The 13515-nt window shown below is 42.0% G+C and carries 8 protein-coding genes and 1 pseudogene; 2 read left to right on the top strand and 7 right to left on the bottom strand.

Annotated features, from left to right (window positions below):
- Window positions 1–218: 218 nt before the first annotated feature.
- Both NQ560_RS02185 and NQ560_RS02180 read right to left on the bottom strand, forming a co-directional pair.
- Window positions 219–4115: an MBG domain-containing protein gene (locus NQ560_RS02185; RefSeq protein ID WP_005332230.1), complete on the bottom strand. Its 3897-nt coding sequence runs from the start codon at window positions 4113–4115 to the stop codon at window positions 219–221.
- Between the two features lie 326 nt (window positions 4116–4441).
- A complete protein-coding gene (locus tag NQ560_RS02180; RefSeq protein WP_005332235.1) occupies window positions 4442–5056 on the bottom strand; it encodes a DUF4230 domain-containing protein in 615 nt (204 codons plus the stop codon).
- A 270-nt stretch (window positions 5057–5326) separates the two neighbouring features.
- On the opposite strand from NQ560_RS02180, the gene NQ560_RS02175 reads away from it, so the two are divergent.
- Complete coding sequence (locus tag NQ560_RS02175) at window positions 5327–6481, top strand: FprA family A-type flavoprotein (RefSeq protein ID WP_040015412.1); 1155 nt, start codon at window positions 5327–5329, stop codon at window positions 6479–6481.
- Between the two features lie 86 nt (window positions 6482–6567).
- Window positions 6568–6849: pseudogene (locus tag NQ560_RS15700) on the top strand (GxxExxY protein); the annotation flags it as partial.
- 189 nt (window positions 6850–7038) lie between these two features.
- Here the strand turns inward: NQ560_RS15700 and NQ560_RS02165 are convergent.
- From NQ560_RS02165 to NQ560_RS02145, 5 genes are all read right to left on the bottom strand, one after another.
- A complete protein-coding gene (locus NQ560_RS02165; RefSeq protein WP_040015413.1) occupies window positions 7039–8523 on the bottom strand; it encodes an L-fucose/L-arabinose isomerase family protein in 1485 nt (494 codons plus the stop codon).
- A gap of 59 nt (window positions 8524–8582) precedes the next feature.
- Complete coding sequence (locus NQ560_RS02160; RefSeq protein WP_005332244.1) at window positions 8583–9284, bottom strand: L-ribulose-5-phosphate 4-epimerase; 702 nt, start codon at window positions 9282–9284, stop codon at window positions 8583–8585.
- Between the two features lie 82 nt (window positions 9285–9366).
- Window positions 9367–10965, bottom strand: a complete 1599-nt coding sequence (locus NQ560_RS02155; RefSeq protein ID WP_005332246.1) for a xylulokinase — start codon at window positions 10963–10965, stop codon at window positions 9367–9369.
- Window positions 10966–10991: 26 nt separating this feature from the next.
- Window positions 10992–12491, bottom strand: coding sequence for an L-arabinose isomerase (gene araA / locus NQ560_RS02150; RefSeq protein ID WP_005332248.1), 1500 nt, complete (start codon window positions 12489–12491; stop codon window positions 10992–10994).
- Between the two features lie 6 nt (window positions 12492–12497).
- Window positions 12498–13514 carry an ABC transporter permease subunit gene (locus NQ560_RS02145; protein ID WP_005332249.1) on the bottom strand — a complete coding sequence of 339 codons (1017 nt, stop codon included), beginning with the start codon at window positions 13512–13514 and terminating at the stop codon, window positions 12498–12500.
- Window position 13515: the final 1 nt, after the last annotated feature.

Raw genomic sequence — 13515 nt, 5'->3', positions numbered from 1 at the left:
CATGGCATTATCCAAACAGGTTCTAGGGTCTAAGGTCATACCTTACTCTCAGCTTTGTCTCACAAGCTCCCCTGGTTGTATTGAACTGTTATCAGTATAAACCACCTTTTTGAAAATACAAGAGAAACCGCAGATCCGGCTCTTAAGCGGGCCTGACCTGCGGTCTCCTATTTATCGTCTTTGACAGACATTTCTATTATATCTTTTATGATCTTTGATTAGCTTCTGCGTCTTCTTCTGAAGATCAGAGTAATGAATGCTGCAACCATTGCAGCCTCGATCATGAACAGATAGAACATAACGTGTGAATTGTCACCTGTCTTCGGCTGATTCTTCTTTGTATTGTCAGCTTTCTTGGCAGTGTTTGTATTCTTGTTGTTCTTGTTGTCACCCTTTACAGTCGTCTTATCGCCTGATGGGTTCTGATCAGAAGGTTTCTTATTATCATCGATAACAGTTCCTTTCTTCACGATCTCGAACTTATCTGTTCCGTCCGGTGTCTCAGCTAATGCATAGTTTGAATTTAATCCTTCTACATTTGCGTAAATGTCATATAATCCAACTGTCTCACCAGCTTCACGGGTTAATGTAACTCCAAGCTCGTCACCTTCTACAACAGCACTTGCTGCAGTTGTATCTTCAACTGCCTGTGCAACAGCTTCTCCAGTTGCTCTTGATACTGTGTATGTCAGTTCCGGATCAGCGTCATCTTCTACCTTCTTCTTAGAGTCGATAGAGATGTTAATCTTTCTTGGGTTAACTGTAAGGCTTCCGCCTTCATATGTTACCTTGAAGTTTGCATTGTCTAATCCACTAACGTTAATTGCATATGGTGTAGTGCTTGCTGCCAGGTGTTTTCCTTCGTCCTGTCCTTCAATGCTGAAGTCTAATGACGGGAAGTCTGCTCCACTTACAATTGCTGGATCTGCCAGTTCACCGTTCATGTCGGAGATGTAATAATCAACATCCGGTACATCATCACCATATTCGATGGCCATGTTCATTGTCTTGATTGTGATTGGTCTTGCAAGAATATCAAATTTTCTATCTCCACAAGTAATATCATAATTCTTGTTTGCATTTTCAACCTGGGCTTTGATTGTGTAATGTCCTGGTGTTACATCTTCTGGTGTTTTAACAACAGAGACTGTTCCAAGACTTGCAATCTCTTCTTCAGATAATACCTTACCATTTTCATCTGTTACTGTGTAAGTGAATTCTGGTAACTGATCACGATAGTAAATTGGATTCTGAGGAGCATTTGGTGTAACTGTAACTACTTTTTGTTTTATAAATAATCTTGTGTATTTAGCATCTACACATGCATACTTAGAATCACCTTTGTAAGAAGCCATTACCTGATACATTCCTGCATCTGTCGGCTTTTCTGCACTCTTATATCCTGATGAACTCATATAAATGATATCTGCTTCTGCGATTCTTTCGTCTCCATGGTATACACCTGCTGTTATGCCGTGTGGCTGTCCATCATACGGAACTTCAAGATCTATACTATCATCAAATCTAATCTCTGTCTCAGCTTTTTTTACTGTATAGCATCTGACGATTGGTGCCGCTACATAATTGCCACCAACTGTGTAGATTTTTTCTACATAATTACCTGGCTCTCTGAGTGCATCTTCCGGCTCATTGCCTTTACTGCTTACCCATTTTCCGTCAGCTGTTACACCCACATATTTTGTCTTAATATTCGCACTGACAGTTTGCCCGTTCTGTGTTGCTTTTCCACTAAAGTCAAATTCCTGTGCTTCCTCATACGTTAAAGTACAATTCTTTGGAAGTGGACTATTGAACTCCAGTTTTACATCTTTTGACTGAGGTGCAATTGTCAGGTATCCAACACCTACTGCTGTGTTGTAGTTCTGGCTTGTAGATGCTCCTGCTGCAAGGTATACACCTGATTCTGTTGGTCGTTTGAAAGAAATAGACCAGTCTGCTGCTGCCGGATAAATCTTCAGAATCTGATTAACAACTTTCTGTACAGCGGAAATAATACCTGCATTATCTCCTAAATCAGGAAGCTTGTTGATAACGGTCATAAGATTTCCAACGGTCACTTTTCCATCCGGTACTAATGCTAAAATTGCCTGTTCCAATGGTACTTCTATTGTACCAATTACAGGAACTTTCTGTTTGATAACAATATTAGAAACATCAAATCCAACAAATGATTTTCCATTTCCATCGATTCCAACAATCATTCCAAGTGGTGCTGCATCTGATGGATCACTTGAGAATATCTGAGAGAAGCTTTCGCCATATTTAATATTCTGGCTGTTTACCCATACCTTTGCATCACCTTTTTTGATTGTGATGGTTGTTGTCGCAGAACTTGACAGATAATCTTCATTTCCGTTATAGGTAACTGTGATTTCCTGTTCTCCTGCTTTCCATTCATCTGTAGATGGAGTATAAGTAAAGTCATCTGCTGTTGTCTCAATCTTATTACCTGCTTTATCTGTTACAGTTGCATTCTGAGCAATCAGAACTTTGATTACTGCATCCATCATCTCAGTTGACTGATACTTCATCATAATTCCATCGTTGATAGAAAGTGTAGTTTCCTCACGAAGGTCTTTTAATGTGATTGTAACAGTCTTCTGCATAAATGGATACTTGTCTGTTCCCTTGTAGGTGATACGGATTTTTTCAGTACTCTTTCCAAATTCATGTAAAGTTGGTTCATACCACTCTGGCTGATAACCGATTGCCTTCCAGTTACCTAATCCTGTCAACGATGCATCGTACTCAATTGTTACATCATTCAATGTAATCTCCGGTACATTGTCTGTTCCAACAACTGCAGCAAAGATATTCTGCGCAATCTTATCTGTTGACATTCCATTGTGATATGATACCTCGGCATCTTTCACATCTAACTTACACTGAACTATCTGAGCAGTAATATTAAATATTTCATTATCCAAATCACCAGTCTTTAAAGTAACTGTTGCTGTCTGGTTAGCATAAGTAACATCCTCTACAGGATTATTGTTTACAAATATATTTTCTACCGCATACCCGTTATCCGGTGTTACATTAACTGTATAAGTAGAATTCAGTGCAACTTTCTTGCTAGCTATATCCTGACCATCAATTGTAATTTTTCCGTTCTCTGGATTGGTTACATTAACAAATGCACCAGCTGTTGCTTCGTATACAACATTGATTGTTGCATCTGTAACCGGCAGTGTATAGAAGCCATCTGCATTTGGAGTCATTGGTGTTTCACCATTTTTTACAGTTACATCATAGCCATCTACGTCATTGACTGTAAATGTTTTGTTCTCTGTGTCGTAGGATTTTACAGTGTCTGTAACAGCGGTACCATCAATCTTGACACCTGCGCCTTCAATGTTTGTGACATTGAAAGTTACATTGCTGTAATTCTTGACTGTGAATGTTCCAGCCTGTACCCATTCCATTGTAGGATTAATCCATGACCCGCCTGTTTTGATATACTTTTCAACTGTCACAGTTCCAGATGCTAAGGTATACTCCTTAGATAAATCTAATGGTGTTATTTCATTCCAATCATCAGTACTTGCAGTCTTTTTATATCGATACCTTGTAGCAGCACCAAACCAATCTTTAAAATCCTTTAACAACGTAGCACCTTTGATTGTCTCACCTTTGTGAATCTCCAATACATTTCCTGCCTTAACCGCTTTCGCATCCTGCGCACTCTGCGCATCAGCTGCTGCCGGCTGGGAAGCTGTGTTGTTCTGTGTTGTGCCTGACTGTGCTGTGTTGTTCTGTGTTGTGTCTGACTGTGCTGTGTTGTTCTGTGTTGTGCCTGACTGTGCTGTGTTGTTCTTGGATGTGTTATCCTGTGAACTGTTTGTCTGACTATTGCTGTCTGATTCAGTCGATGTGCTTTCATTCGTTCCGGCAGTCGTCTGGTTTCCAGCATTTTCCTGCTGTCCGGCACTGCTTGAATCTTCTGATCCGGCAGTTCCTGAAGTCTGGTCTTCTGACTGTACTTCCTGAGCGGTGTCATTTCCGGCAGCGTATGCGGTTGCCGGCATTCCTGAAAGCACCATAGAACAGGCAATTACTGATGCAAGCAACTGCTTGTACTTTCTCTTCTTCATCGCTTTTCTACTCCTATTAATTTTTCATTCCAAAAATATTTTCCCCCGTGGGCATAGACTCCCACAGTTAATTTTATATTAGCTTCTTTTTCTCATTAAGTCAATTCAAGCAGCCCCATTATTTTCCTTTTTCTTGTTTTTTATGCATATTTTTTCTCTCTGCTATTTTTTTATAGACATATGCTGACATTCTGATGACAGTTGCAGCATCCGGCAGCTTCTTCCGGACACATCGTAGCACAAGACAAAAGCTATTGCATCCAATATCTGCAATAGCTTTTTCCTTTATTTTCTATTCTGCTTTATCATTCTCCGGTTTTATCGTCTTACTTTGCGAATCCTACGACGACTTCCCGTCCGTCTGCCACATTTTCGAACATCCCCTTGATTACTTTCTTTGCATTCTCATCTGCATTTTCAAGGAATCCATATTCGTCTGATTCTGCTTTTTTCTTTGCCTTCTTTTCTACTTCCCCGACTAATTCCATGACTGCCTCTTTATCTACACTCATAATTGCGAAGTTCGTGTCATAGATCTTCAGGTCACTGGACTTGATCTTGATCGAATCTTCATCGATCGTGCAGTGCGGGATTGTGATCGTAATCTTGTCATCGGTCTCTTTGATCTTTGCGTTCTGCACATCCAGCCCGGCAGTGATGGTTGTTTTATACTGTACCAGGAACCGGTTCTTATTGATCAGCGGGATGGTTCCCTTTGTGCTCCTGAATACATCTGAGATGATCATCTTCTGTGTGGTCAGCTCTGCAGCATCTTCCAGTGTAGTCTCGAGCGGGATGCTCTCTTCCTTCGGACTGGTGATATACTTGTATGCAGATATCGAACCGATACTGATTACAACTGCGACTGCGCCCTCAGCGGTCCATTTGGCAAACTGCATCTCCACCCGGCTCTCACCTCCCCGGACTCTCTGTGCGCGCATGATTGCTTTAATCTCCGCTTCAACGGTTTAGTTGATTAAATTATTTTTCTATAAATTAGCACAACATTTTTTATTGTCAACATATTCTGAAATCTCTTTTGTATTTTTCTAAATACACTTTGTAAAATACTATCTTTTTTTCCTTCGATGGCGTTATAATAATCCTGGCGAATTTGAGCTTTGTACGAGGCAGCTTTTGTTCTTACAAAAATTGCGGATGTACTTTTTAATTTTAATGACAAATTCAAAATACAGGAGGTATTAATCAATATGACTATTACAGAAGATATCAAATATGTTGGCGTGAACGACCATGACATTGATCTTTTTGAAGGACAGCATCAGGTAGAGAATGGTATGGCATACAATTCTTATGTGATCACGGATGATAAAATTGCCATTTTTGATACCGTTGATGCACATTTTTCAGAAGAATGGCTTGCAAATATAAAAAATGTGCTCGGTGATGCAAAACCAGACTATCTGATCATTCAACATATGGAACCTGATCACTCCGCAAGTATTGGCATATTTATGGAGAATTATCCAGATACCACAATTGTGGCAAGCGCGAAAGCATTTACCATCATGAAGCAATTCTTTGGATGTGATTATGCAGAGCACCAGCTTGTAGTCAAAGAAAAAGACACACTGGAACTTGGAAAACATACACTTACATTTGTTGCAGCACCTATGGTTCACTGGCCGGAAGTCATTATGACTTACGATTCCTATGCAAAAGTATTCTTCAGTGCCGATGCATTTGGAAAATTCGGTGCATTGGATGTTGAGGAAGACTGGGCTTGCGAAGCAAGACGCTATTATTTCGGAATTGTTGGAAAATACGGCGCTCAGGTACAGGCTCTTCTTAAGAAGGCTGCCGGTCTTGATATCCAGACCATCTGCCCACTCCACGGACCAGTACTGAACGAAAATCTGGACTTCTATCTGAACCTGTATCAGACATGGTCTACTTATGAGCCGGAAGATAAAGGCGTGCTCATTGCCTATACTTCCGTCTATGGAAATACAAAGAAAGCTGCTGAATTACTGGCTCAGATGTTAGTAGACAAAGGCTGTGAGAAAGTTGCAATCACAGATCTTGCAAGAGATGACATTGCCGAGGCTGTGGAAGATGCATTCCGCTATGACCGCCTCGTACTGGCAACAACAACCTACAATGGGGATGTCTTCCCATTTATGCGAGAGTTCATTGAATCACTGACCGAACGCAATTACCAGAAACGTACCATCGGACTGATTGAAAACGGTTCCTGGGCTGCAACCGCTGCCAAAGTGATGCGTCAGTTATTTGAAAAGAGCAAAGAAATCACATTTACAGAAACTACTGTAAAGATTATGTCAGCGCTGAACGAAGAAAGCACAACACAGCTTGAAAACCTGGCAGAAGAGTTATGTAAATAAATAAAACTCCTTAAAAAATGTTGAATGACAGTTTCAGTTGTCGTTCAACATTTTTTTGTATACTAAGAGATAAGAATGGATATACAATCATCAATGGTACAGGAAATTATTATACAGAAGCGCAGCCCCGAGAGCAGACTCGAACCGACATAATCGTGGATTATTTAGGAAAACAGTATGTAATAGAATTAAAAATCTGGCGAGGTGATGAGTACAACAAAAGAGGCGAAAAACAACTGGCTGAATATTTAGATTACTATCATTTGTAAAAGGGATATTTGTTGAGTTTCAGTTTCAATAAGAACCAAAAGACAAGATTGAAAGAAATCGAAGTGGGTAATAAAAAAATCATAGAAGTGGTAGTATAAAAAATATTACAATGATAGCAGAAGAATAACCGCCCATCGTCCTACAAACATGAGCGGTTATTCATAACCCATTAATATCAGGCGAACCGTCAACGGTAGCACCTTTCTTATTCTTTTGATATATCTATATTAACATTAAATATATATCAATTCAAGAGTTCCTTTCCATTCTCCCATCATCTCTATTTTCTAACCCCAAGGATTTTCGTCCGGGTATCTTACACCTTTCGGCTGGTTGTATCCAATCTCGTCTACCGGTACTCCAATATATTTGAATACTTCGTAGAGTGCTTTTGCGTAATGACCGAATGCTACTGCGCCGTGATGTGGGAAGTTCTTCTCAATTAGCACATGGCGGTAGAAGCGTCCCATCTCCGGAATTGCGAATACTCCGATAGATCCGAAAGAGTGTGTTGCTACCGGCAGGATCTCGCCCTGTGCGATATATCCGCGGAGGATATTGTCTGCGGTGCTCTGGAGACGGAAGAATGTGATATCTCCTGGAACAAGATCACCTTCCAGTGTTCCCTGTGTTACTTCTTCCGGAAGTGTTCTTGCCATGATCTTCTGGTATTTCATCTCGTGGCTGCTCAGCTTACAGGAAGCTGTATTTCCACAGTGGAATGCCATAAATGTATCTTTCTGGGTGTAGTCGTATTTGTCCTTGATGTCTTTTTCGTACATATCTCTCGGCACAGAATTATTGATATCAAGAAGTGTGACTGCGTCCTGGCTGACTACTGTTCCGATGAACTCGCTGAGTGCACCGTAAATGTCTACTTCACAGGATACCGGAATGCCTCTTGCTGCCAGACGGCTGTTTACATAGCATGGTACGAATCCGAACTGTGTCTGGAATGCCGGCCAGCATTTTCCGGCGATTGTCACATATTTGCGGTAGCCTTTGTGTTCCTCAATCCAGTCTAATAATGTCAGCTCATACTGTGCCAGTTTCGTAAGGATCTCCGGCTTTTTATTTCCTGCTCCGAGCTCAGATTCCATATCTTTTACGACTTCTGGAATTCTCTCGTCTCCGGCGTGTTTGTTAAATGCCTCAAACAAATCCAGCTCTGAGTTTTCTTCGATTTCAATTCCGAGATTGTAAAGCTGTTTGATTGGTGCATTACATGCAAGGAAGTTGAGCGGTCTTGGACCAAAGCTGATGATTTTTAAGTTATTTAATGCATCAACGGCTCTCGCAACCGGAAGAAAATCGTGAATCATATCTGCACATTCCTCTGCGGTTCCAACGGGATACTCTGGAATATATGCATGAATATTGCGAAGTTTCAGGTTGTAGCTTGCATTTAACATACCACAATATGCATCGCCACGTCCGTCCAGAAGATCTACTGCGCTCTCTTCTGCAGCTGCCACAAACATTTTCGGTCCATCGAAATGTTTTGCGAGCAATGTCTCGGAAATCTCCGGTCCGAAGTTTCCAAGGTAAACGCAAAGTGCATTACAGCCTGCTGCCTTGATATCTTCCAGCGCCTGTACCATGTGAATCTCACTCTCCACAATACAGACTGGACATTCGTAAATGTCTGTCTCATCGTATTTTGCTTTATAAGCCTCTACCAGCGCTTTTCTTCTATTTACTGATAATGGCTCCGGGAAGCAATCTCTGCTGACTGCTACAATACCAATTTTAATTTTAGGAATATTTATCATGTTCTTTTCCTCCTTAAGTTCTGGCCGGTTCACTCCCTGCCAATTAATTTTCTGATCATTTATCTCCCTGGCTGACCGTAATAAGCATTTGCACCGTGTTTTCTGTAATAATGCTTATCCTGAAGTTCCTGTGGCGCTGGTTTTATCTGTGGATTGATCAGTTCTGCACGGGCTGCCATTTTCGCAACTTCTTCCAGTACCACTGCGTTATGTACAGCTTCTTGTGCATCCTTTCCCCATGTAAATGGGCCGTGATTCTTGCAGAGTACTGCCGGTGTTGCGATATAGTCCAGATTTTGGATTGCAAATTCATCAGCAATCAGGACTCCTGTATTTTTTTCATAAGCTTCGTCGATTTCTTCTTTTGTAAGATTTCTCACACAAGGAACTTCTCCATACAGATAATCTGCATGAGTCGTTCCATAGCACGGAATTCCCCGTCCTGCCTGTGCCCAGCTCGTAGCCCACGGTGAGTGTGTATGTACTACACCACCGATTTTCGGGAAACGGTTATAAAGAACAACGTGGGTGGCTGTATCAGAAGATGGATTTAAATCTCCCTCTATTTTATTACCATTAAGATCTACCACGACCATGTCTTCTGGTGTCAGTTTCTCATAATCTACTCCACTTGGCTTGATAACAAAAAGTCCTTTTTCCCGGTCAATTCCGCTGACATTTCCCCATGTAAATGTGACAAGTCCGTAATGAGGAAGAAGCATATTGGCCTCATAGACCTCTTTTTTTAATTCTTCTAACATTGCTGTCTCTCCTTTTCCCCTGCACGGCTCGTATTGATTATCTCATTTCATACTTCAAAGCCGTACAGGGCACTACCACCGATTAAACTATAAGATTCTCAAGAGCTGCCTTCTCAATGGCAATTCCTTTTTTATATCTCTCGATAAATGTCTCGAATCCTTTTACATCTTCCGGATCTGGATCCATAGAAGTTCCTTTATTGCCTGCAAATACTTTCTCTGACAGATAGTGTGCCAGTGTCTCATCTGATTCTTTGTTCAACATATAAGATGCCAGAAGTGCCATGCCCCAAGGGCCGCCTTCTCCTGCGGTCTCCATAACAGATACCGGTGTGTCAATGGCTGCTGCCAGAATTCCCTGTCCGACACCTTTTGTTTTAAATAGCCCGCCGTGCCCAAGAATCTTATCAATCTGTACCTGTTCTTCCTTTAACAAAATGTCCATGCCGACTTTTAAGGCTCCTAATGATGTATAAAGGTGTGTTCGCATAAAGTTTGCAAGATTAAATCTGCTCTCAGGCGATCTGACAAAGAGTGGTCTTCCTTCTGTCACGCCTGTGATATTCTCTCCTGACAGATAACCGTAGGAAAGAAGTCCGCCACAGTCTTTGTCTCCTTCCAGTGCTTTGTTATATAAAGTTCCAAATAACTGGTTCATATCCACTTCCATACCGAAGCTTTCGGCAAATTCGCGGAAGAGTCCAACCCATGCATTTAAATCTGAAGTACAGTTGTTGGCATGTACCATACCGACCAGACTTCCGTCCGGGGTCGTAACAAGGTCGATTTCCGGATAGACTTTCTTTAATTCTTTTTCCAATACGACCATAGCAAATACTGACGTTCCGGCAGATACATTTCCAGTGCGTTTTGCCACACTGTTTGTCGCTGCCATTCCGGTTCCCGCGTCACCTTCCGGCGGACAAAGTGGAATTCCTGCTTCCAGATTACCGCTTGGATCAAGCAGTTTTGCACCTTCCGGTGTCAAAATTCCTGCGTTTTCCCCGGCAACCAGTATTTTCGGAAGAATATCCTTTAATTTCCACGGATAATTCTTGTCTGCAACTAAGAGATCAAACTTCTGGATCATGGCTGCATGATACTGTTTTGTTTCCGGATCGATCGGGAACATTCCGGAGGCATCTCCGATTCCGAGTACTTTCTGCCCCGTCAATTTCCAATGAATATATCCTGCCAGTGTGGTGAAAAACTCAATATCCTTTACATGGTCTTCTCCATTTAAGATTGCCTGATACAAATGAGCAATGCTCCATCTCTGAGGAATATTGTACTGAAAAGCTTCTGTAAGTGCCTCGGAGGCTTCCCCTGTGATTCCATTTCTCCATGTGCGGAATGGAACAAGAAGTTCTCCATTTTTATCAAATGCCATATAGCCATGCATCATGGCACTGAACCCAATCGCTCCGATTTTCTTTAAAATCACTCCATAAGATTCTTCTACGTTAAATGCCAGTTTCTGATAACTGTCCCTGAGTCCCTGCCAGATATCATCAAGGCTGTAGGTCCATATTCCATTTTCCAGACGATTCTCCCACTCATGATCTCCAGAAGCAATCGGGTGATGATTTTCATCAATGAGTACTGCTTTGATTCTTGTAGAACCAAATTCAATACCAAGGACTGTTTTTCCTTTTTCTATTAATTCTTTTCTACTACTCATATCATTTTCTCCGTTTCTTTCCGAAATTATCTGCGATAAGCAAGCTCATTCCAGCGAAGTTCATTTTTCAACTGACGGATGGTTGTGTCTGCGTCAATGTAGACAGCCTCGATTCCCATTGCTTCTGCCCAGTCGCCCATCTGCTCTGCACTTAAATCATAAGAAAATGCAGTGTGATGTGCGCCGCCTGCCAGAATCCAGCTCTGTGCTCCGATTTTAAGATTCGGTTTCGGTGTCCAAAAAGCAGTTGCTACCGGAAGCTTCGGCATCGGCTTTTCTGTTTTTTTACACTCCACTTCATTGATCAGAAGACGGAAACGGTCTCCCAGATCAATAAGGGAAGCAGCAATTGCCGGTCCTTCTTTCGCCGTGAATACAAGTCTTGCCGGATCTTCCCTGTCGCCCATGCTCAGTGGCTGTTCTTTGATACTGATCTTGCCGTCTGCAATGGTCGGGCATACCTCCAACATATGTGCTTCCAGAATTCCTTCTTTACCTGGCACCAGATTGTATGTGTAATCTTCCATAAAGGAAGTTCCTTTTGCGTCCTTCATGCCACCGGTCATAATCTTCATAAGTCTGACCATGGCTGCAGTCTTCCAATCTCCTTCCGCTCCGAAACCGTACCCTTTTTCCATCAGTCTTTGCATTGCAAGTCCCGGAAGCTGTTTAAATCCGCCAAGGTCTCCAAAATGTGTAACGATTGCCTGATAGTTGTTCTCTTCCAGGAACCTTTCCAGACCAATTTCAATTCCTGCCTGAACGGCTACATGACGGCGGAACTCCTTCTCATCTCTTCCTTCTAAGAGAATTTCATATTTGTCATAATATTCTTCAACTAATGTATCAATATCTGCCTGAGAGACTGCATTTACTGCTTCTACTGCCTCATTGACCGGATAAGCGTCTACCTCCCAGCCGAACTTGATCTGCGCCTCTACTTTGTCACCTTCGGTAACGGCAACATTTCTCATATTATCTGCAATACGCATCACACGGATATGACTGCTTTCGACAACTCCGACTGCAGTTCTCATCCAGGAACCGATCTGCTTCTGCACGTCTTCATCTGCCCAGTAGCCGACAACGACTTTCCGGTTCATATGAAGGCGGCTGAAAATGTGTCCGAATTCCCGGTCACCGTGTGCGGACTGATTCTCGTTCATGAAATCCATGTCGATGGTGTCATACGGAATCTCCCGGTTGAACTGTGTATGCAAATGGAGCAGTGGTTTTCTGAATTCCTGCAGTCCCAGTATCCAGGATTTTGCCGGTGAAAATGTGTGCATCCACGTAATGACTCCTGCACAATTTTCATCTGTATTCGCCTCATTGAATGTCCGGCGAATCAGTTCATTTGTAATCAAGGTCGGTTTCCATACAACTTCATATGGAAGATTTCCGGAGGCATTGAGTGCCTCCACAATCTTCTTTGCATGTTCTGCCACATGGGCCAGGCATTCATCTCCATATAAATCCTGAGAGCCGGTACAGAACCAGAACTGATAATTTTTCGTTTTTAACATCGGTCATTACCCCCTGTTCTTACGAGCCATAACAATACTCTGGATTACAAGGAACAGACAAAGCATTGCTGCGATCGTAATTCCTGTCCACCATGCCTGATCCAGACCTGCGGAAGATACGATATTCTGGATTGTACTTAAAGAAAGTACTCCGAAAAATGTTCCGATAATATTTCCAACACCACCGGTCAGAAGTGTTCCACCAATGATAGAGGAAGCGATTGCGTTCATTTCCATTCCTGTCGCATGGGAAGCAGAACCTGATCCTACGTGAAGGAAATATACATAGCCTGCGATTCCCGCCAGAACTCCACTGAAAAGCTGTGCAAGGAAACGTGTTCTTTTTACATTAATACCAAGCATCAGTGCACTTTGTTTGTTTCCACCGACTGCGTAGAATGCCCGGCCAAGCTTGGACCAGCGAAGCATTACGAACATCAGGACTACAATAAGCAGTGCCACAATAACTCCGATTTCTACATAAGCATCCACATATTTACCGATTCGGTTTACGGAACCCATTCCAGGTACGATAACACGGGTATCTTTTAATGCAACGAATGCTTTATTCTGTACGTTGAACGGATCTGTATGTACAATAGTCGTCATACCACGGGCAAAGAACATACCTGCCAGTGTTACGATAAATGGCTGGATATCAAGATAAGCAACCAGGAATCCCTGAACGAGTCCGAATGCAAGTCCAATTCCAAGTGCAATCAGTATAGACATGGCTACATTTCCACCCATGTAATCCAGATATACACCACAGCTCATACTGACAAGTGCTACCACTCCACCGACGGAGATGTCGATTCCGCCTGTAATCATAACTAAACTCAGTCCACAGGAAGTAATTAAAAGTGCTGCATTTGCATTTAGAATGTTAAAGAATGTCTGTGTCTTTAAAAATCCACCGCCCTGAAATATCATTGCGCCGATATACATGGCAAAGAATACGACAATCGTAATTGTCAGGAGTAGATTTGTATCCGAAATATTTCTTTTCTTTTTAGATTTCATA

Origin of the sequence: Dorea formicigenerans (assembly GCF_025150245.1) — a bacterium.
Classification (GTDB): domain Bacteria; phylum Bacillota; class Clostridia; order Lachnospirales; family Lachnospiraceae; genus Dorea; species Dorea formicigenerans.
The sequence above is the reverse complement of the archived record's forward strand: the minus strand, read 5'-3'. Positions and strand labels throughout refer to the sequence as shown.

Coding starts and splice junctions, on each gene's coding strand:
- NQ560_RS02185 (WP_005332230.1), bottom strand. CDS start 4,115: ATGAAGAAGAGAAAGTACAAGCAGTTGCTTGCATCAGTAATTGCCTGT.
- NQ560_RS02180 (WP_005332235.1), bottom strand. CDS start 5,056: ATGCGCGCACAGAGAGTCCGGGGAGGTGAGAGCCGGGTGGAGATGCAG.
- NQ560_RS02175 (WP_040015412.1), top strand. CDS start 5,327: ATGACTATTACAGAAGATATCAAATATGTTGGCGTGAACGACCATGAC.
- NQ560_RS02165 (WP_040015413.1), bottom strand. CDS start 8,523: ATGATAAATATTCCTAAAATTAAAATTGGTATTGTAGCAGTCAGCAGA.
- NQ560_RS02160 (WP_005332244.1), bottom strand. CDS start 9,284: ATGTTAGAAGAATTAAAAAAAGAGGTCTATGAGGCCAATATGCTTCTT.
- NQ560_RS02155 (WP_005332246.1), bottom strand. CDS start 10,965: ATGAGTAGTAGAAAAGAATTAATAGAAAAAGGAAAAACAGTCCTTGGT.
- araA (WP_005332248.1), bottom strand. CDS start 12,491: ATGTTAAAAACGAAAAATTATCAGTTCTGGTTCTGTACCGGCTCTCAG.
- NQ560_RS02145 (WP_005332249.1), bottom strand. CDS start 13,514: ATGAAATCTAAAAAGAAAAGAAATATTTCGGATACAAATCTACTCCTG.